The 19,328-nt window shown below is 60.6% G+C and carries 15 protein-coding genes and 1 other RNA gene; 3 read left to right on the top strand and 13 right to left on the bottom strand.

Annotated elements, in window-relative coordinates; all coding sequences use genetic code 11:
* Positions 1–124: 124 nt before the first annotated feature.
* Positions 125–934: a M48 family metalloprotease gene (locus tag MWH26_RS06170; RefSeq protein ID WP_247976504.1), complete on the bottom strand. Its 810-nt coding sequence runs from the start codon at positions 932–934 to the stop codon at positions 125–127.
* A gap of 118 nt (positions 935–1,052) precedes the next feature.
* Positions 1,053–2,210, bottom strand: coding sequence for a DegT/DnrJ/EryC1/StrS family aminotransferase (locus MWH26_RS06165; RefSeq protein ID WP_247976503.1), 1,158 nt, complete (start codon positions 2,208–2,210; stop codon positions 1,053–1,055).
* Between the two features lie 169 nt (positions 2,211–2,379).
* On the opposite strand from MWH26_RS06165, the gene MWH26_RS06160 reads away from it, so the two are divergent.
* On the top strand, positions 2,380–3,300 hold the full coding sequence (locus tag MWH26_RS06160) for a DUF6565 domain-containing protein (protein ID WP_247976502.1): 921 nt from the start codon (positions 2,380–2,382) through the stop codon (positions 3,298–3,300).
* On the opposite strand, the gene MWH26_RS06155 is transcribed toward MWH26_RS06160, so the two are convergent.
* From MWH26_RS06155 to MWH26_RS06130, 6 genes are all read right to left on the bottom strand, one after another.
* The gene (locus MWH26_RS06155) at positions 3,297–4,286 is read right to left on the bottom strand and encodes a glycosyltransferase family 2 protein (protein WP_247976501.1); all 990 of its coding nucleotides are present in this window, start codon (positions 4,284–4,286) and stop codon (positions 3,297–3,299) included. The two genes, MWH26_RS06160 and MWH26_RS06155, sit on opposite strands and share 4 nt — an antisense overlap.
* 127 nt (positions 4,287–4,413) lie before the next feature.
* Positions 4,414–5,121 carry a cell division ATP-binding protein FtsE gene (locus MWH26_RS06150; protein ID WP_247976500.1) on the bottom strand — a complete coding sequence of 236 codons (708 nt, stop codon included), beginning with the start codon at positions 5,119–5,121 and terminating at the stop codon, positions 4,414–4,416.
* A gap of 111 nt (positions 5,122–5,232) precedes the next feature.
* The gene (locus MWH26_RS06145) at positions 5,233–5,436 is read right to left on the bottom strand and encodes a fructose-6-phosphate aldolase (RefSeq protein WP_244695764.1); all 204 of its coding nucleotides are present in this window, start codon (positions 5,434–5,436) and stop codon (positions 5,233–5,235) included.
* Between the two features lie 85 nt (positions 5,437–5,521).
* Complete coding sequence (gene fsa / locus MWH26_RS06140) at positions 5,522–6,178, bottom strand: fructose-6-phosphate aldolase (protein WP_247976499.1); 657 nt, start codon at positions 6,176–6,178, stop codon at positions 5,522–5,524.
* A 212-nt stretch (positions 6,179–6,390) separates the two neighbouring features.
* Positions 6,391–6,487: signal recognition particle sRNA small type (gene ffs / locus MWH26_RS06135), an RNA gene on the bottom strand.
* Between the two features lie 284 nt (positions 6,488–6,771).
* Positions 6,772–6,918 carry a hypothetical protein gene (locus tag MWH26_RS06130; protein WP_247976498.1) on the bottom strand — a complete coding sequence of 49 codons (147 nt, stop codon included), beginning with the start codon at positions 6,916–6,918 and terminating at the stop codon, positions 6,772–6,774.
* A 367-nt stretch (positions 6,919–7,285) separates the two neighbouring features.
* Between MWH26_RS06130 and guaA the strand changes: the two genes are divergently transcribed.
* Positions 7,286–8,818 carry a glutamine-hydrolyzing GMP synthase gene (gene guaA / locus MWH26_RS06125; protein WP_247976497.1) on the top strand — a complete coding sequence of 511 codons (1,533 nt, stop codon included), beginning with the start codon at positions 7,286–7,288 and terminating at the stop codon, positions 8,816–8,818.
* Positions 8,819–9,043: 225 nt separating this feature from the next.
* Here the strand turns inward: guaA and MWH26_RS06120 are convergent, their stop codons facing one another.
* Positions 9,044–10,927, bottom strand: coding sequence for a DUF4153 domain-containing protein (locus MWH26_RS06120; protein ID WP_247976496.1), 1,884 nt, complete (start codon positions 10,925–10,927; stop codon positions 9,044–9,046).
* Between the two features lie 67 nt (positions 10,928–10,994).
* Entirely contained in the window at positions 10,995–11,315 is a 321-nt protein-coding gene (locus tag MWH26_RS06115; protein ID WP_247976495.1) for a DUF6686 family protein, read from the bottom strand.
* Between the two features lie 452 nt (positions 11,316–11,767).
* Here MWH26_RS06115 and MWH26_RS06110 point away from each other — a divergent pair, with 452 nt between their 5' ends.
* Positions 11,768–15,001 carry an AsmA-like C-terminal region-containing protein gene (locus MWH26_RS06110; RefSeq protein WP_247976494.1) on the top strand — a complete coding sequence of 1,078 codons (3,234 nt, stop codon included), beginning with the start codon at positions 11,768–11,770 and terminating at the stop codon, positions 14,999–15,001.
* 275 nt (positions 15,002–15,276) lie between these two features.
* Here MWH26_RS06110 and dgt read toward each other — a convergent pair whose 3' ends face one another.
* From dgt to MWH26_RS06095, 3 genes are all read right to left on the bottom strand, one after another.
* Positions 15,277–16,698 carry a dGTP triphosphohydrolase gene (dgt, locus tag MWH26_RS06105; RefSeq protein ID WP_247976493.1) on the bottom strand — a complete coding sequence of 474 codons (1,422 nt, stop codon included), beginning with the start codon at positions 16,696–16,698 and terminating at the stop codon, positions 15,277–15,279.
* Positions 16,699–16,786: 88 nt separating this feature from the next.
* Entirely contained in the window at positions 16,787–17,479 is a 693-nt protein-coding gene (locus MWH26_RS06100; protein ID WP_244695756.1) for a DUF1361 domain-containing protein, read from the bottom strand.
* Between the two features lie 302 nt (positions 17,480–17,781).
* Entirely contained in the window at positions 17,782–19,272 is a 1,491-nt protein-coding gene (locus MWH26_RS06095) for a TolC family protein (protein ID WP_247976492.1), read from the bottom strand.
* Positions 19,273–19,328: the final 56 nt, after the last annotated feature.

Genomic DNA, 19,328 nt, shown 5'->3' with positions numbered 1-19,328 from the left:
GCGGGAACAGCGCCGCCGCAAGCTCCGAAAAAACCACGGCTTATCGATGCAAAAAAGCCCGTAGCGCCTACTATGGCACTACGGGCTCCAGGGGCTTCCTTACCGGAAAGCGGGTACAGTGACGTTACAACAGCCGCTTCAGCTCATTGAAGTTATTGTTGCTTACGTTTTTGCCGGTGCAGCCTAGCTGTTGGGCACTGCGCTGAATGCTTTGGATGCGGGAGCCGGGATTGGGGTGAGTACTCAGAAATTCGGGGGTGCCCGCCGCACCTTGCTTTTCGGCCTTGATGAAGAAGCCCGCGGCCCCGTCGCAGGAGTAGTAGCGGGTGCCGTTGAGGTAAATGGTGGAGTACTTATCGGCTTCGGTTTCAAAGCTGCGGCTGAATTTAAGCTGGCCCAACCCGGCCGCAATTTGCACCAGCTGGTTGGAGGAGCGGTTGCCCAAAATTAGGCCCAGTAATAGGCTAGTACCGTACTGCTGCTGAAGCTGTTGGGTGCTGTGGCGGCGGTCGGCGTGGGCAATTTCGTGGCCCAGCACCCCGGCCAGCTGGTTTTCATTGTCCAGAAATTTAATCAGCCCCGAAAACACATAAATGTGGCCCCCGGGCGTGGCAAAAGCGTTTTGCGTCTGGTCATCCTTGATGATCTGCACGTCCCAGGGGAACTGGGTGCGGTACTTCAGGTTGCCATTGTCGAGGACGCGCTTTACTACCCCATCGAGGAGCTGGTAGGCACGAGGGTTACGGGAGCGTTCCAGCAGCTGCCCCTTGGCGCGGTAAAGCGAGTCGGTTTGCTTAGCCACCTGGGCCCCGAGGGCAATATCCTGGTTGATGGAAAACAGGTTGATGCCCTGGTGGGGTTTGTTGATGGCCGCCGTGGTCAGCCCGGCAACCACGGCCAGGGGAAGAAAAAACTTCAGGAAGGAAGGACGCATAGTACAACGAGGGGATAATATGACGGAGGTAGTACGAGAAAAAGAAAAAACAGTGCCAGCAAAATACCTACCTGGTTTGAGCCGCTGTTGCCTGCTTTATAAGACGAGTAAAATCGGCCTATGCTTCTGCCCAGTTGCGCACCACTTCTGCCACGTAGGCTACCTGCTCAGGCCGTAGCGTAGGGTGAATAGGCAAGGACAGCACCGTGCGGCACAACCGCTCGGCCACCGGAAACTGCCCGGCTTGGTAGCCTAGGTACTGGTAGGCGGGCTGGGCATGCACTGGCACCGGATAATACACGGCGCTGGGCACGCCGTGGGCCGCCAAGTGCTGCTGGAGCGCGTCACGCCGGCCGGGCTCGTCGGCCACGGTTATGGTGTATTGATGGAACACGTGCGTACTCCGGGGGTCGCGCTCCGGCACCTCTACGCCGGACACCGGGGCCAGCGCCGCATCGTACTGGGCCGCTACCTGCTGGCGGGCGGCGGTCCACTCCGTGAGGTAGCGCAGCTTTACGCTGAGCAGGGCGGCCTGCAGGGTGTCGAGGCGGGAGTTAAGGCCAATCTGCTCGTGGTGGTACTTGCGGCTCTGGCCGTGGTTGGCAAGCTGGCGCAGGGTAGCGGCGCGCCCGGCGTGGCGGGTAAACAAGGCTCCCCCGTCGCCGAAGCCGCCAAGGTTTTTGCTGGGGAAAAAGGAGGTGGTGCCTACCTCCCCTACCGTGCCGGCCCACCAGGTTTCGCCGCTGCGAGCTGTAAACTGGGCGCCAATGGCCTGGGCGTTATCCTCAATTAAGGCAACTCCACGCTCATCAGCCATATGGCGAAGTACCTCCAAATCAGCACATTGCCCAAACAGGTGCACGGCTACTACAGCGCCGGTACGGGAAGTTAGGGCGGCGGCAACGGCGGCGGGGTCGAGGTTAAAGGTGCCGGGCAGCACGTCCACCGGCACGGGCCGCAGCCCCAGAACGGCCGCCGCCTCCAGGGTAGCTACGTAAGTGAAAGCAGGCACAATAACCTCGGCTCCGGCCGGCAGCTGCAGGCTCATCAGGGCTAGCTGCAGGGCGTCGGTACCATTGGCGCAGGGTACTACGTGGGTGCCCCCGAGGTAGACGCTCAGCTCCTGAGCAAATTTGCCCACGGCAGGCCCCTGAATAAAGGCCGCTTCCTCCAGGGTACGCGCCACGGCGGCATCCAACTCAGCCCGAAGCGGAGCGTGCTGGGCCACTAGGTCGAGCAGGTGAATGGGAGGATGCGAAACAGGGGGTACCGACACGAACAAAGCACTAAAAAGAGAAGGAAAAGCAGGCTTCAAAGATAGAAGAGCAGCAGAAACTCCAGGGACGGGGCAGGGCGTAACCAGGAAAGTAGCTGTTGCGTTAAGCAACTCACGGGCTACATCGTGGCCTTTCTATATTCTCCCTCTCCCTACCTTCCCTACCACCATGTTCAGGAAAACCCTCACCGCCAACGCCCTTTCCGCCCTGCTCGTGCTGGGCGGCGGCGCCCTTGCCACCAGTTGCAGTCAGAACCAGCAAAACGAAGCTTCGGCTGATGCCGACCAGGCTTACAACGACTTCAAAACCTTTGTTTCGGAAACGGAAACAAAGACCGAGGCCGTCGCTTCCGAAGCCGAAGCTGACTACGAGCAGGAAACGGCTCAGCTAAAGTCTGACTTTGATGCCAAGGTAGCAGCCGTAGACAAGTACGCGGACCGCTACGACGATGCCCGCCGCCAGGAAATTGAGCAGTTGCGCACGCGCTACACCACGGCCTACGACAAGCGCGAAATGGCCTGGAAAAACCGTCCCGGTGTAACCAGCGCCATGTCGGGCTCGGCCAGCACCACCGCCGGCAGCACGAAAATGGGCCAGTATTACAAGCCCACCAACCCGGCTGCCCAACTCACGGCCGCCAACGCGCGCCAGACGTACGAGGCGTTTGTGCGCGACATCCAGGTTAACGAAAACAAGTACGACATCGACGATTGGCGCAACATCAACGCCGAATGGCGGGCCCTCGACGAAGCCTATGACAAGGTAAAGAAAGACATTCCGGCCCGCGACTTAGCCGAGATTCAGAAGGAAAAACTGAAGTACGCTGCCTTTAAATCCTACGATAAAGCCGAAGCTCGCGTGGCCCAGGGCGCTGACGCCACGGAGCGCGGGGCGGAAAACGTAGCTGCCGAAACGCAGGATGAGCGCTCGGCCGTGGGTCGGGCCGCCAGCAACACGGCTGATGACGTGAAAGAGGCCGGCAAAGATGTAGGTCAAGGTGCCGCGAAAGTGGGCAAGAAAGTGGGAGGCGCCGTGAAGGGCGCCTACAAAGAAGTGAAGTCGGAAGTTAAAAACACCGACAACGACTAGGCTTCTTCTTTCTTTAGTCTTAGCGCCGATTCTTCTACGGAAGGGTCGGCGCTTTTTTGTGCCACCCGGCTGCCTCCCGGCTGCGGGGGCGCGCTACCGTGCAGCTCACTGAGCAACCAGTACAGCTTCAGCGCATCCAGCTGGCGCAAGCTGGGGCGGCCGGAAAGCAGGTTGCGGCGCACTTGCTCCCGGCGCAGGCTAAACGCAGCCCGCACGGCATGGCTCAGCCCCCAGCGCTGCAAACGAAGTGCTGCCCGTAGCAGCCGAGTATCGGCACCTAAGCCCTCGGCCCGGTAAAGCTGCACCAAGTTGCGTACAGCGTCGTGGCTTTTCTGCAGGAATACTGGAGCAGGCTCCAAACCGTTGTGCAGCACGGGGTTATCCAGGTGCACTACCCTAATGCCCGAATGACGAAGCAGCCACCCGAACTTCGTGTCCTCGTGCCCGTAACGGGTCAGGCTCTCATCTAGGCCCAGGCGGCGAAATACCTCGGCCCGGATCAGTAGGTTGTTGAGGGTAAGCTGCCCGTGGGGCACCTGCTGGCGCACGGCAGCCGGCCGGGCCTCGCGGCGGCACCCATACAGCCAGCGCAGCCGCAGAGCCTCCTCCCGCGGTGGCAAGGCCTCATAGATAGTTCCTCCCGACAGCACCCGCGCCCGGGTGCGGGCCGCTGCGTAACGGGCTAGAAAGTGAGCGTCAGGTAGCAAACTATCGTTGTCGAGCAGCAGGAGCCACTCCTGGCGGGCAGCGGCAGCCAGCTGGTTCCGAATGGCCGCCCGACCCACGTTGTACTCCAACTCGTGGTATTCTACTCCGGGTAGGGCCGCCAGTTCCCGGTTTTTCAGCCGATATATGGAATCAGAACCATCGTCGAGGCAGTGAATATCAACCGGGCCGCGCCAGTTCGGGACCTGGGCCAGCAGGGCGCGCACCAGGGGCCGCACATCGTGGTTGAACACCGGAATAAGCACGGATAGGCCCGTCATGCTGCTGCGAGAAAAGAAGGAAGCAAAATGCCGAAGGCAGCGTAATATCGGGGTTTTCGCGCACTTTCCTGCTAGTGCTGCCCGGCCACTTACCGCTGGCCAGTCTTGTGCAGCACTACTGAGTAGCTTACAGAGCCAGCTCGAAGGGAGCTACGGCCGAGTCGAGCAATTGGCCTTGCTCGCACTTCAGCACCCGCCGCGGATACTGCCGGATGATCTGGTAGTTGTGGGTAGCCATCAGAACGGCCGTGCCGGCGTTGTTGATTTCCACGAACAGGCGCATGATGCTGTCTGCCACATCGGGGTCAAGGTTGCCGGTGGGTTCGTCGGCTAGCAGCAACAGGGGTTCATTCAGCAAAGCCCGGGCAATGACGACCCGCTGCTGCTCGCCCCCGGAAAGCTGATGCGGCATCTTGGAGGCCGCATTGGCCAGGCCTACCCGCATCAGCACCTCAGAAATCCGCTGCTGCTTCCGCGCCTTCCCCGACCAGCCGGTGGCGTTCAGCACAAACAGCAGGTTGTCGGCTACGGAACGGTCGAACAGCAGCTGAAAATCCTGGAAAATGATGCCCAGCTTGCGCCGCAGAAAAGGCACCTTGTCGCTGCTGCTGAGCTTGGGCAAAGGAAAACCCGCTACGGTGCCGGAGCCGGCGGGCAGTGGCAAATCGGCATACAGCGTTTTGAGCAGGGAGCTTTTCCCCGACCCGGTCCGACCCACCAGGTATGCAAACTCCCCTTTCTCCAGCGTAAACGTGACTTTTTGCAGCACTGTGTTTACATCCTGCATGATGTAGGCGTCGTGCAACTCAATAACGGGCGTGGCAGAGGTAGGCATAGAAAGCGAAGATACAGGGCAGGCTTCAGAAACACGTATTCCGAGCGCTACGGCAAAAGCTTGCGAAATAGCTTTTCCCCTAGCGCTCGGAATCCTTTGGCAACAAGCAGCTTACAGTTCGAGCTTTTGCAGCTTGCCAAACTCCAGCCCCTCAATGACGGTAGCCAGTTCAACTTCCTTGCCCTCCAGCCCGTAGCGGTGCAGGTCCTTCAAGGGCCGGTCGGCGCGGAAATAGGCAATAAGCACGAAGTGCTCATCCCGCAGCTGAATGTAGTCCGGAATCTTGGCCTTGCCTTTTACTTTGATGATGTACATGATTGAATTAGGAATGAAGAATGAAGAATGAGGAATGAAGAGTCTGATGTTCTTCCATTCCTCATTCTTCATTCCTAATTGAGTACTAGCCATTCACCTTCTTGTGGTCGGCTAGGAAGGTAGCCAGGCCTTTGTCGGTGAGCGGGTGGTTAAGCAGGCCCGTAATCACGTTCAGGGGGCAGGTTACTACGTCGGCGCCCAGCTCGGCACACTGAATCAGGTGGGGCACGTGGCGCACGGAAGCCGCCAGCACCTGGGTGGGGTAGCCGTAGTTCGAGAAGATGTCGACGATCTGCTGAATCAGCAGTAGCCCATCATGGCCGATGTCATCGAGGCGGCCGACGAAGGGCGACACGTAGGTAGCGCCGGCTTTAGCGGCCAGCAGGGCCTGCCCAGCCGAGAAAATCAGAGTGCAATTGGTTTTGATGCCTTTGTCGGAGAAGTAGCGAATGGCCTTCACGCCGTCCCGGATCATGGGCACTTTCACTACAATATTGGGGTGCAGTTCCGCCAGCGCCTCGCCCTCGCGGATAATGCCTTCCAAATCAGTGGCAATAACTTCGGCTGACACGTCGCCGTCCACGATTTCGCAGATTTGCTGGTAGTGAGCCATCACGGCATCAGTGCCTTTGATGCCTTCCTTAGCCATCAGCGAAGGGTTGGTGGTCACGCCGTCGAGCACACCAAGCTCCACAGCTTCCTGAATTTCCTTCAGGTTGGCAGTATCAATGAAAAATTTCATGCGAATAGATTGGGAACAACGATGCCCAAAGCTAATCACGGATTAAACGGATTTTTCGGATTGCGCGGATTTTATACTGTTTGGCTTACGGCGCACCGTTGGCTAGGAGCCAGAAACACAACAAGAGCCCTCCGGCAGAAGGCTCTTGCGGGTACTAGGCAGATAAAGAACGAGTCCGTGCAATTCGACGAATTCGCCTACATCCGTGATAAAAAAAAGCGAGCCAAAATCGCACCGCTCAACCGTCTACCCTTGCTACCTTCCGGTCCTGGGGGAGTTCAACAGGAGCTGGTCGTTCTGACTCGCCGGGGCAAAGGTAAGCACCTATTTCGGCAGAAAGTACACCGGCACCCGATATTTTTTCTACTGGCACGGGTAGCGTTAAGAGTATCAGGCTCTTTTATTCGAGTTGTCTACCGTCATCCGGCAGCGCCTCACCGTTTTCAGGCGCTAAAATTGGCCGCATCTTGCTTTTTAAGCTGAGGTCGTAGCAGTGAGCAAGCTGCAGGCCCGGCATACAGTAGTAGGTTAGCGAGGCCACGGGCTTGACTAGCGAAACAGTGGAGAGCAGCCCCCCGCGGCGAGGCGACTTTTTAAGCGGCCAGTAGGTCAGTAACTGTGCCAGCAGCAGGAATGGGGTCAAGCTGGGTAGAATCTTCGGACTGCTGGGTGAGGCTGTCAACCGGCAGCACCAAGGCGCCTAGTAGCGACAAAGCAAGGAGGGGGAGCGGGGAACACATAAGGCAGAAGCAGAAAACAAGAAATTACTTTCGACAAAGTTGTACCTACATGGCTCCTCCTGTAAAGGCAGTATACGCTTGATTTGTGACTAGTATTACCTTAAGAAACTGATAGCACTATAGACAGTACATACCCCTTGCCTTCGATGTAAAGCAGTTTTTCGATGCATCAAGTCAGCGCACACTCTCTTAATTTGTGACCTTGTTTGCAGCCGCTTTAACTCCACCAAAGAAGCTGGCCCGCGCCGGGCGGGGCGGAACCTATTCTCACGCGGTAGCCGCATGCACCCGATTTAGAGAGTAGAAAAGTCCGTCAGTAAATCGGTGGGTGTGCTTCAGGTCTGAAATCTGCGCCGTACTTTTGCCCATGCCTCAACAGATTCTCATTCTCGATTTTGGGTCGCAGTACACGCAGCTCATTGCCCGGCGCATCCGGGAACTGAACGTCTACTGCGAAATTCATCCTTATACGCACGCCCCGGACCTCACTGAGGACATCCGGGGCGTTGTGCTTTCGGGCTCGCCTTGCTCCGTGCGCGACGCCGACTCGCCCAACCCCGACCTTTCCCGCTACCTGGGCCGCGTGCCGGTACTGGGCGTGTGCTACGGTGCTCAGCTGCTGGCCTACCAGCAGGGCGGCGAGGTGCTGCCGGCTACCATTCGGGAGTACGGCCGCGCCCGCCTCGCGCGCGTCCATCACAACTCGCCCCTGCTGCACGGCGTCCCTACCGATTCGCAGGTGTGGATGTCGCACGGCGACACCATCAAGACCCTCCCGGAAGGGTTCGACATTATTGCCAGTACCCCGGAGGTAGCCGTGGCCGCCTACCACATCCAGGGCCAGCCTACTTACGGCATCCAGTTTCACCCCGAGGTAACCCATTCCGCCGACGGCAAAACCCTGCTCCAGAACTTCGTGGTGAACATCTGCGGGCTAGACCAGAGCTGGACTCCGGAGCACTTCGTGGACAGCATGGTGGAAACCCTGCAGCGTACCATTGGCCAAGAGGATCAAGTGATTCTGGGCCTTTCGGGGGGGGTTGACTCCTCGGTGGCGGCCCTGCTGCTGCACAAGGCCATCGGCAAGCGCCTGCACGGCATTTTCGTGAATAACGGGCTGCTGCGCAAGAATGAGTACGAGGATGTGCTCCACTCCTATAAAGACCTGGGCCTGAACGTGCGCGGCGTGGATGCTTCCCAGGAATTCTACGCGGCCCTGCAGGGCCTCACCGACCCCGAGCTGAAGCGCAAAGCCATTGGCCGCACTTTTATTGAGGTGTTCGACCGGGAAGCGCAGAAAGTGGACGGTGCCCGGTGGCTGGCCCAAGGCACTATTTACCCCGACGTGATTGAGTCGGTATCGGTGAAAGGCCCGGCCGTAACGATTAAAAGCCACCACAACGTAGGCGGTCTGCCCGAGAAAATGAACCTGCGGATTGTGGAGCCGTTGCGCGCGTTGTTCAAGGACGAAGTGCGCGAGGTAGGCCACACCCTGGAGCTGCCCGAGAACATCCTGCACCGCCACCCCTTCCCGGGGCCCGGCCTGGGCATCCGCATCCTCGGCGACATTACGCCCGAGAAAGTAGACCTGCTCCAACGCGCCGACGCCATCTTCATCAAGGGTCTGAAAGAACACGGCCTATACGAGAAGGTATGGCAGGCCGGCGTAATGTTGCTCCCCGTGCAGAGCGTGGGCGTAATGGGCGACGAGCGCACCTACGAGCGAGTGGTGGCCCTGCGCGCCGTAACCAGCGTGGATGGCATGACCGCCGACTGGGCCCACCTACCCTACGAATTCCTGGCCGAAATCAGCAACAAGATCATCAACCAGGTCCGCGGCATCAACCGCGTAGTGTACGACATCAGCTCCAAGCCCCCAGCAACTATTGAGTGGGAATAGCAGTGAAATAGTGAGATGGTGAACCAGTGAGTTTGCCGTTCCACTAGGCCCAACCGGGCGCCATGGCCGTAAAAAAGCATGGGGTCATAACGTACAACGCCTCAGTGGGGCGACACTCTCCGTCGAACGATAGAGTGTCGCCCCACTGGGGCGTTGTTCTTCTGCTCATGCTAGCTTCTAGAATGTAACGTCCCATTAGGCCAGTAGAATCTAAAGCTCACTAGTTCACTTTTTCACCTCCAATAAAGCCTGGCCATCGAAGCTGTACCATACACTATCCTGCCTCTGATGGCGGTTTAGGCTGCGCAGCACTAGCTGCAAGTAGAGACGGTTGTCGGTGGCGTGCAGGGTAAGGGCCGCGGTGGGCAACTCAACGCTGGTGGCAGGATTACGGCCGTAGGTACGGGTCAGTGAATCGGCAACGGCACCAGGGGCGAGCGTGAGTTGGGGTTGCCAGCTTCCATCGGCCCGCAGTTGCTCCAGTTGCAGCAGGTAGCCACGGCGACGGGTGCGTACCCGAAACGAACCTTCCGGCACGACTACCTCCGCCAGGACATCCTTATCGGGCACATGGTACTGATACACGCTCAGGTTGTTCAGCCAGTAGCGGCCGTTACCCAGGGGTAGCACATCGGAGTTTTTGAGGTCGAATGTGGCAGAAATTTCTTCATTGGCAGCAGTCGCATAGGGGCTGGCGCGCTCCAGGCCGCTGAGCGCGAACAGACGGGTGGACTGCCAGTGCCTTCTCTCCCACGGCGTTCCTTGGCGCAATGAATCGGGCAGCTGCAAGGAGCCGGCAAAAACAGGTTGTAGCTCAGCCAACGCCTGCCGCTGGGCGAAAAACTCAAAAATAGACGTGAGCCGCTGCCGCACTACCAAGGGCAGTTTCGGTGCTCGGGCCCCGGCTCCGTCTAGCTTACCGTTCCGCAGCAGGTTATACTCAGCGCTGATTTCACGTAACTGGTTGAGTTGACTACGCTCAGCCGTAGCAAATGCGCCCCAGGGTCCGGCGGCGGAGACCAGCGCAACCAAGGCCAGGGAAGCCGGAATCCAGATGATGCCCTGGCCTTTGCGCACCAGAAAGTAGGTAGCCATGACCAGCAGCCAGGCGGCCAGCACCAGGACGAAGTAGCGTTCCTCCGTAATGCCGTAGGACCGAATGCGGGTAGCAATAGCCACGGCCAGCAGCCCCAGCAGCGGAAACAGAGCCCGGTAAAACCATCGGGCAAACGTGCGGATCCAGGTGTTTTCGGTTGCGTTGCGGATTGGATGAATCAGGAGCAAAGCCAGGATGCCGGCCACCGCAAAGGCCAGTATCAAAACAGAGACCCAGCCTTTTGGTAGCTCCCACTGCACCAGTATGCGCCCCATGTAGGCGTACAGAATGCCCAGGTATAACACCACCAGCGGCAGTAGCACAAACTGCGTGAATACCTTCAGGCCTTTCGGATAAGTGGCCTCCTGCTCAAGAAGGGCGAAGTTGCGCGGCACCCCGGCCAGGAAAAACCAGGTGTTGAACACTGTTCCCAGCACGATGAACAGGTGCCCATACACGCGTTGGTCTACCTTCACCTCAAAAAGATTCTGGATGGCCAGCAGCGCCAGGGCGCATCCGACGAACAACACCCCGGAGTAGAGCCCGGCCGTGAGAATGCGCAAAAACAGCGTTTTGTTGTACCGCCAGAAGCCCGGCGTATCGGCCTCCCGGCGCAGTTCGGGCAGGTACGGCACTACGGCTACCAGCAGATGCGAAGCTACCAGCAACACAAACAGCCGGAGCCCCCATACACTATCTGGTTGCGGGGGGCACATGGCATACCAACCACCCAGCAGCAGTACTACCCCACTTGTAGCGGCCAACCGCTTCCACCCACGCCAGCGGTACCGCTCCGTGGCCAGGGCAACGGCCAGCGTGAGCGTAAGCCCCAATACGGCCGTGGAAAGCACTGGAAACAGCCAGTCGAGCTTGGCTTCCTCGTCGGCATACGGTAGGCGCTGCACATAGATGCCCACGCCGCACAGAACAAAGGCGCAGAGCAGGGTTAGCGGATAACGCCGAAGCACCATCGTGGCTTCGGTCAGCAGATGATGTAGGGAAGGAAGTCGCATAAGCTACGTCGGATAAGTGCGCCAAGAAACAGCTTTTCCGTTGAGCTTACTGCCCGTAGGCCCACGCCTACTCGTTTTGCTGCAGCAGTTCTTCTACCTCTAGGAGTAAGGCCGTGTTTTCGAGGATGTCGCGCAGCTGGGTTAGCTCCACCAGGGAGAAAACCAGGGCCAGCCGGGGCGCCGCCGTGCGCAGGGCAATGCTGCGGGCTTCCGGGTCGCGGGTGTGCAGGCAGTAGTGGCGCCAGGTTTCCGTGACGCAGTGCCGAAACTCCTGAAACTCAGTGGGGGTAGTAGCCATGGCCACGTTGCCGAAGCAGACGTGCAAGTGACGTGTGCGCGGGCACCGGGCGCAGTAACCGTATTCGTTATGGTGAAAGAACTGAGCCATGCGAAGTTGCTTACAAGAGGTTCACTGGCGCAAGTATAACTATTTAGAAAAATTCTAAATAATAAAAACCGTATTTCTTTATCCACAACGCTGCCCTACCCTATGGCTATTCGGCTTCTGTGGGTGCTACATAACTCTCGCCTCCAGAATTTCAGATAGCGCTGCTTTACAATGCACGGCATGGCCTCTGGTAGCGCCGTGACGGGTGAGCATTTCTGATGCTGTGCGCCCGAACTATGGCTGCTTCGGGCGTTTGTTGGGGCCGTTTCTGCGGCGGTAGGCATCAGTAGGGCGGGCCGCCGGCCTGGCTATTATTGGCGCCGTTCTGCCCAGAAAGAACCGGCTTACGGTGCAAGCAGCGCGGAGGGCACAATGGGTTTACTACGGGTTCAGACACGGCGCCGATTTCTACGTAAAACCGCACCGGCCCTCTACTGCTCCGCTTGCGCTTTATGAAACGACCGTCCTTCCGCCAGTTCCTGGTCCTAGCTGTGCTGGGGTTGCTAGCGGTGGTAGTGGCGGGTACGTGGCTGATTGGGACGCACTGGGGGCAGCGCCGCCTGGAGCAAGCCATCCGGCAGCGGCTGGCCCAGCAGTCAGACCTGGTGGTAGCGCCCTTCACGGTAGATTTTTCGGTATGGCGCAACTTTCCTCACCTCACGGCCTCCGTGCACCACTTGGCCCTTACTGATACCTCCTACCACCGGGCCGTGCCCGTGCTGCGCATTGGGCGAGCCGATATGCGGGTAGAGCTCCAACACATTTGGCGCGGCACCATCCGCATCAGCCACCTCACGCTACAGGACGGTACCTTTCAGCAGTTCACCGACTCCCTGGGCCACGATTGGGGCCTGCGCGGCAAGGGCCCGCGCCGGGCTACTCCCGCTGGCCCTCCCGATTTCAACCTGGATTCTCTGGTGCTACGGAACGTGCACGTCACGGACCGTAATGAGTTGCACCGCAGCGGCTTTGCGGCCCACGTGCGCCAGGGCCGGCTAACGGTTCGCTCCCGCAATGGAGTAGCCCATGCCGGTGGCCGGCTCGATGGGCAGTTGGTGTATTTGCGCAGTGGCCGCGGCAACTTGTTTACCCAGGAGCCGGTGGTAGCGCTGGTGCGCTACCGCTACAATTTCCGGCGGCGAGAAGGGACATTCTTGCGCACCCACGCCACGCTCAACGGCGACACCATTCTGGTTACCGGTACCCACCGGGGGGCGGCGCCTGGCGAACCGCGCGGCACCCGCCTGAACTTGCGCTTCCAGGGTACGCAGCCCCTGCTAGAAGTACTACATGTGGCCCTGCCCGCGGGTTTGCAGCGGTTTTTGCGGGGTGCCCGCAGCCGCAGCCACGCCCGCATCTGGTACACCATTCGTGGGGTAAGCGGCCCAACTACCCGGCCGCGCACCATTCTGCGCTTTGCCCTGCGTGGGGCGCAGGTGCAATGGGCCGACGCCGCCCGCCGGATTCACCGTTGGGACGCGCGCGGCATTTTTGATAATGGTCCCCAGCACTCGCCCCGCACTACCTACCTCACCTTCACGCAGTGCCGGCTGTACTCGCGGGCTGGGCAGCTGGATGCGGCCCTGACGGTGCGCGACTTTACCCGGCCCCACCTACTGGGCCGGATTCGGGGCCGCACTGAACTGCAGACCCTGGCGGCCGTAGTAGCCCCCAGCTTGTGGCGGGCCCGGGGCGGGCAGGCGGCTCTGGACCTGCAGCTCAACGGCGCGGTGCCGGAAATCCCGGACCGCCTGACGCGGCGCTCGACCCGTCCTGATACGCTGCTACCCATTCTGGCGGCCCGCGGCACGGTTCGACTGGAGCAGGCCGCTTTTGCCGTGCCGGGCCGGCAGGCCGCCATGACGGGGCTGAACGTGCTGGTTCGACTACAAGACAGCCTCTGGATTCTGGAAAACCTAACGGGGCGGCTCAACGGCATGCAGGTGCGGGCCAATGCCACCACTACTTATTTGCTGGCTTACTTCAGCGGACAGCGGGCGGCTACTACCATTACGGGTTCGTTCGGGGTTGATGAACTGCACCTGCATGAACTGCGCCGCCTGCTTGCCCCGCCTAGTCGTGGTGCCCGGGCCGGGCGGGCTCCGCGGCCCGGCAGAAACCGCAAGGCCCAGCTAGCAACCCGGGTCCTGAACTTCCTACCTCCCGGGCTCCACCTCAACATCCGGCTGCAGTGCGGACGGCTGGTAGTAGCCACCGATACCCTGCAGCAGCTGGCCGCCACCGTGCGCCACGACGGGCGGCGGGTGCAGCTAACGGAGCTGCGGGGGCAGATGTGGGGAGGCACCATCCGAGGCGTTATTAGCTGGCCCACCGACACGCTCGCGCCCCCACCCGTAGCCGCTCAGTTGGCCGTGCATTTCCGCACCCTGCGCTACCAGCAGCTGCTGGCCCGCCTAACCCGGCCACCGCGGCGTAGCGCCGCCGCCCCGGCGGCTCCTACCCTGCGCGAGGTGCTGTTGGCCGCCAACGGGCAGGCCCGCGTTACCATAGACCGGCTGCTGCTACCCGGGGCCGAGCAGTTCACGAATCTGCACCTGCGCGTGGATAAAAACGGGCCGCGTTTTCTGATTCCGGCCCTCACGTTTACCATTGGCACCGGGGGCACGGGGCGCGTGAGTGCCAGCGCCCTGCTGGCGGGCACGCGCCTGGCCCGGGCCCGCACCGATATCGACTTGCGGTATGCGTCCCTGAACGTGCAGCACTTGCTGCAGATGCTAGCCAGCCTGAGCGCCCTACCCACCGCCTCGCCGGAACAGATTCGGCCGGCCGCTTCTGTTGCCCGACTGCGCCCCTCCCCCTTTCTGGATGGTACCATAACCGGCCGGGTGCGGGTGTCAGCCGCCCGCATGGCGTACGGGGCCTTGCGGGGGCAGCAATTTCGGTTGTTGAGCAACCTAAAGGCGGGGCAAGTACAGGTTGACGAATGTGCGGTACAGGCCCTGGATGGCTTCTTGCACTTGCGCGGCACCCTGCAAACGGATGCCGGCACGGCCACCCGCCCCTTGCACGCCCAGCTGCGCCTGCGCGACATTCAGCTTCCCAAGCTTTTCGAGCTGGCCCGCCTGCTGGGCTTTGACGTGGTAGGGCCCGACAACATTCGGGGCAGTATGCGCTGCGAAGCCGACGTACACACAGAATTAAGCCCAAGCTTCCTGCCCCTGCTAACGCAAACCCACGCCTTCCTGCGTACCGACTTGCGCGACCTGGAGCTGATTGAGGTAGAAGCCGTGACCCAGGCGCTGAAGCTACTAAGCGAAAAGCGCACCGGGCACCTGTATTTCGAGCCCGTGCAGCCACGCTTCGTGCTGGAAGGCAACCGCCTCCTAATTCCGGCTTTAAGCCTGAGCAGCAACCTCACCGACATGACCGTAAGCGGCGAATACTACCTCACCGGTCAGGCAGATCTTTACGTGGGGCTCAGCCCGCTGCAAGCCTTGTTTGGCGATAATCAGAAGCGCATCAGTCGCATCCAAAGCGGCGAGGCCGAGCAGCGCCCCAGCCGCGGGCTGGTGTACCTGAACCTGTACCGACGCCCCGGCAGCCCCTACAAGGTACGCCCCTTCCGCAAGCAGGAGCAGCAGCGCCAGCAAGCTGTTATTCAGCAGCAGTACCGGGAGCTGTTGCAGCGCCAGCCCCTAGATACCACACTACGGCTGCTACAGTAATCTTGTGCGGGCCGGATAGGGTGGTAGCGCAGGCTAGCGTATGGTGCGGGCTTGTCCGTTCTTGCCGTGGCTCCTACCCTTCTTCTTGCTGCTTAACCTACTGATGCACATACGCTTTTCTTTTTTACAGAAAAGATGTGGGCAACAGATAGAATGCCGTTTTCCGTGTCACTCCGAGCACAGCGAGGAATCTAGGTTCCGGCAAAAGAGGCTAACCCAGACTCCTCGCTGTGTTCGGTAGTACACCGGGCTTATACTGACTTTTCAGAAGCAGGCTAGAACCCCTTAGGCAAATCTATTCCGCGGATTGTGCGGAACAGGCTGATGGCGTTTTGGTCGGTGAGGCCGCCGATATAATCCGTGAGCAGAATGATTTGCTCGTAGGCTGAAGCGCCCTTCTGGTGAGCCACGGCCCGAAACTGCTCGGGCAACAGCTGCACCACTTTGCGGGAGCGGGAGCTTTCTTGCGGATCAAAGGTGGCGTGCAGAAACGCATCGAGCAGCCCAGCCATGACCTCGAAACCGGCCGCCTCAATTTCCAGCACGGGGCGGCTGCGGTACAGGTGCTCCATCGTGAGCTGATGCACGTGCTGGAGCTGGTCCCAGCAGTCGAGCTGCTGCACCAAGGGCTCATCGGAGCGGCCACGCAACAGGTCGGGGGCCCGGTCGGCGAAGAGGCGGGCGGTTTGCTGTACAAGGCGGTTGATGAGGCGGGCGCGCAGGTAGCCCAGTTCCTCGCGCCAATCGCGCCAGTCCAGGGAGCCGCGGCGGCCGGGCGCGTCGCCCAGCATGTCGCGCAGTACTCGCAGGCCGGTTTCGCACGGAATGAGGCCCAGCTTGAGCCCATCTTCAAAGTCGATGATGCGGTAGCATAAGTCGTCGGCGGCTTCTACCAGAAAAGCCAGCGGGTGGCGGTGGTAGAAGCCTCCCAGGTCAGTGCCCGGCGGCTTGGTCAGCAGCCCCAACTCCCGGGCTACCTCCTGAAAGCGCGAAGCCTCGGTCTGAAAGTAGCCGTACTTTTTCTCGCTGGTGCCCCGGGTAAGGGTGGCCTCCTCCACAATGGAAGGGCGCGGATACTTGGTAAAAGCGCCGAGGGTAGCGTAGGTCAGCCCCAGCCCGGCCGAGCCGCTACTGTGGGCCGCGTAGGTGTGGGTCAAAATTCGAAACCCAGCGGCGTTACCCTCAAAGTGCTGTAAATCGGTGCGTTGAGCCGCGTTCAGCATGCGCACAAACGGCTCGGCGGCGGGGCTGCGGAAATAGGCCGAAATGGCATCTTCGCCGGAGTGGCCGAACGGCGGATTGCCGATATCGTGAGCCAGGCAGGCGGCGGCCACAATGTCGCCGAAGTCGCTGTCGAGGTGGGGTAGCTGCTGGGCCAGACCAGTTGTTTCCTCCAGCAAAAGCCGCCCGCCCAAGCGCCCCAGGGAGCGGCCCACACAGGCTGTTTCCAGGGAGTGAGTCAGGCGGGTGTGCACAAAATCAGTTTCCGGCAGGGGCATCACCTGGGTTTTGCGCTGCAGCCGCCGAAACGGGGAACTAAACACCACCCGGTCGTAATCCTGCACGAAGGCCCCGCGCACCGGCGGCGCATCGGAAACAACGTGTAGCTGGGGCTGCTGGGGGTAGCGGCGGCGGCTGAGTAGCCGTTCCCAGCTCATAGTGGGCGTATCGGGCGAGTCGGGTTGGAGGTGCATCATCAGGGAGGCAAGGTACAAGGCAGCGGCAAATCATGCGGCTATTTCTTCCCTGTCCGTTGCGGCTACCCGTTGGCCGGCCGCTTATCTTCTACAGTTCTTCCGGCTCGCGGTGCTGGCCCAGCAGGCGCACCGTGGCGTAGCCCAGCAGCAGGAACACCCCATACAGCAACGTCACGCCCCAGGTGCCGCGGTGCATAGTGGGGTGCAGAATCCGCGAGATGATGTCGTAGAATAAGGTAATGGGATTGGTCAGAATGTCCCAGCTATTAAAGCGCAGGTAGCGGCCCAAGTACACCCCGAAGCTGCTTAGTAGCAGGGCCAGGGTAGCAAAGGCCCAGCCGGCGCTCCGACCCAGGCGGCGCGTCACCAGCAACTGCATATCGGTCAGGGAGGCGTAGGCCAGCATCAGCCCGTTCCAGGCGCAGCTCAGAATCAGGGCCAAATCATACCAGTACGGCACGCCGGGGCGAGGCTCCAAGTGAAATAAGTCGGTGAGGATGTAGGGCGCGTTGGGAAAGAACAGCAGCCAAACCGCGCCCACCGGCAGCAGTACCCGGGCCTTCAGGCGGCCGGCCGTCAGGCCCAGCATGGTGCTCAGCCCGAACGGAATCAAAGCCAGAAACAGATTCCAGAGCAGGAACACAAAGGAAATCTTATGGGTCAGAAACACCCGGAAGGTAATCAGCACCACACTTAGCACCAGGGAAGCGCCCAGCACCAGCATCAGGTTCAGGCGCTGCCGCAATTGGGGCGCGGATAAAGTAGCTACGGACATCGACATACCACTAAGTACAAACTTTTAACCGGGGATGGTAACGCAAGGTTGCGGCCCGGCATTGTACGAGGGGCCGGCGTTCCGGAAATGGCTAACTAGGTAGCAAGAGAACGTCATTCCGAGCTCCGTGAGGAATCTCGCTCAGCTGACGGCAGGATTACTACTCCAACCTTCAGCACGCGAGATTCCTCGCGGGGCTCGGAATAACGTTTAAAAAGAGCTTGGCAGTAGTGGATACGTTTGCGCTACAAACGCCAAGCTCGGAATGACATTCAGACCCGCACTTTCCTGCTCAGCCGACCTTGCCCCTACTCCGGCACGCCCCCGGCGGCCCAACGCAGAGTGGCCTGGGTTTGGGCGTACTTGGCTTGCAGCTCGGCCAGCTTCACCCGGGCCGAAACCAAACTGGCTTCCCGAGAGTTGATGAGAAACACGGAGCTTTCCCCGTTCTCGAAGCGGATTTGCTCGCCGTTGCGCAGGCGCTCAGCGTTGCGCACTACCTGCTCCTGCAGGGCGAGCTGCTCGCGCAGGGCTTCCCAGTCGTTGGCAACGGTGCGCACGGTGGTTTGTACCTCGCGGGTGTCCTGCTGCAGGTCCAGCTCAGCTTCGCGGGTTTTCAGCCGGTTGAGCTGGAGCTTGGCCCGCTCCTGGCGCAGTAGCAAGGGGTAGGCAAAGCTGACGCCCAGCTTGTAATTATTCTCTAAGTAGCTGCCACTCAGGCTAGCCGCCTTCTCGGGACTGAAGGGCTGGCCGGCCTGGAGCAGATTGTAGTCGAGGGTAAGCTTGGGCAGAAGCTTGTTGGAAAGCAGGCGCTGCTCCACGCTAAGCTGGCTGAGCTTGGCGCGGTTTTTCTGCAAATCCGGATGAATCTGCTGGGCCAGCTGGGCCAGGGCCGCTACTGAGTCGGGGGCCAGGGTGCGCCAGTCGGTGGGGCCGGGCAAGGGCTGCGGTGCGGTGGCGGCGGGCAGATCCAGGGGCTGTTGCTGCTCGTTCCAGAGGTAGTTACTCAGCAGCAGGGTAGCGTTGCGAAACTGCACCCGGGCCTGGCTTAGCGTGGCCTGACGGTTCTGCAGCTCCGTGAGGGCCTCCACCGAGTCGATGGCGGCCAAATCACCCAGCACCACGCGCTGACGAATGGCCCGAAAGCGCACATCGGCCAGGTCGGCGTTGCGGGCCAGCAGCTGCAAGCGTTGGTAGTTCAGGCTCCAGTCCCAGTAATCTTTGGCGGCCTGGAGCAGCAGCTTGTTTAGGGCGCTACGGCGCTCGGCTTCGGCCAGGCCTTGCAGGGCTTGGGCCTGGCGCACGGCGGCGCGGCGTTCGTCAATCAGCAAGCCCTGGGCCAGGGGCACCGAGAGGCCCACGTAGCTCAAGCCAGCCGGGGAAGTGTAGTTTTCGGGGTTGACGTAGGTGCCTACTCCCCGTTCGAAGCCAGCCTTGACATCGAGACCGTACCACACCGGAATGCGCAGCTGGGTGTCCCAATCGTGAAAATACTCCTTACCCTTGAAGGTCTTGCCGTAGTATTTGCTAGTGGCAGCGGGGTCGAAAAGGCCGCGGGCGTAGCGCACCTCCTGGCGGGCCCGCTCAGGCAGTAGGCCGGCCTGCCGGGCCACCGGGTGGCGCAGGGCCACGTAGTTCAGCAAATCAGCCAGGGCAAACACCTGTCCCGAATCAGCCGAGGTAGGCGTCACGACGGCGGGCCGGGGCACCGTTGGTTGGGCCACCAGGCTTCCCAACTGCAGCCACCCGAGCAGTAGCAGCAGCCCTACCCTACCCCGCCAGGGCCCGGCAGGGCGCACGGGTTGGCCAAGGGCCCAACCGAAAAAGGCTCCGGGGCTTCTACTGACAAGTTGCA

Origin of the sequence: Hymenobacter sublimis (assembly GCF_023101345.1) — a bacterium.
Classification (GTDB): Bacteria; Bacteroidota; Bacteroidia; order Cytophagales; family Hymenobacteraceae; genus Hymenobacter; species Hymenobacter sublimis.
This window is presented reverse-complemented; position numbering and strand designations above follow the sequence as displayed.

Excerpts from the sequence above, each read along its gene's own strand:
- MWH26_RS06170 (WP_247976504.1), bottom strand. The coding sequence starts at position 934 with ATGCGTCCTTCCTTCCTGAAGTTTTTTCTTCCCCTGGCCGTGGTTGCC.
- MWH26_RS06160 (WP_247976502.1), top strand. The coding sequence starts at position 2,380 with ATGTTCAGGAAAACCCTCACCGCCAACGCCCTTTCCGCCCTGCTCGTG.
- MWH26_RS06155 (WP_247976501.1), bottom strand. The coding sequence starts at position 4,286 with ATGACGGGCCTATCCGTGCTTATTCCGGTGTTCAACCACGATGTGCGG.
- MWH26_RS06150 (WP_247976500.1), bottom strand. The coding sequence starts at position 5,121 with ATGCCTACCTCTGCCACGCCCGTTATTGAGTTGCACGACGCCTACATC.
- MWH26_RS06145 (WP_244695764.1), bottom strand. The coding sequence starts at position 5,436 with ATGTACATCATCAAAGTAAAAGGCAAGGCCAAGATTCCGGACTACATT.
- fsa (WP_247976499.1), bottom strand. The coding sequence starts at position 6,178 with ATGAAATTTTTCATTGATACTGCCAACCTGAAGGAAATTCAGGAAGCT.
- MWH26_RS06130 (WP_247976498.1), bottom strand. The coding sequence starts at position 6,918 with ATGTGTTCCCCGCTCCCCCTCCTTGCTTTGTCGCTACTAGGCGCCTTG.
- guaA (WP_247976497.1), top strand. The coding sequence starts at position 7,286 with ATGCCTCAACAGATTCTCATTCTCGATTTTGGGTCGCAGTACACGCAG.
- MWH26_RS06120 (WP_247976496.1), bottom strand. The coding sequence starts at position 10,927 with ATGCGACTTCCTTCCCTACATCATCTGCTGACCGAAGCCACGATGGTG.
- MWH26_RS06115 (WP_247976495.1), bottom strand. The coding sequence starts at position 11,315 with ATGGCTCAGTTCTTTCACCATAACGAATACGGTTACTGCGCCCGGTGC.
- MWH26_RS06110 (WP_247976494.1), top strand. The coding sequence starts at position 11,768 with ATGAAACGACCGTCCTTCCGCCAGTTCCTGGTCCTAGCTGTGCTGGGG.
- dgt (WP_247976493.1), bottom strand. The coding sequence starts at position 16,698 with ATGATGCACCTCCAACCCGACTCGCCCGATACGCCCACTATGAGCTGG.
- MWH26_RS06100 (WP_244695756.1), bottom strand. The coding sequence starts at position 17,479 with ATGTCGATGTCCGTAGCTACTTTATCCGCGCCCCAATTGCGGCAGCGC.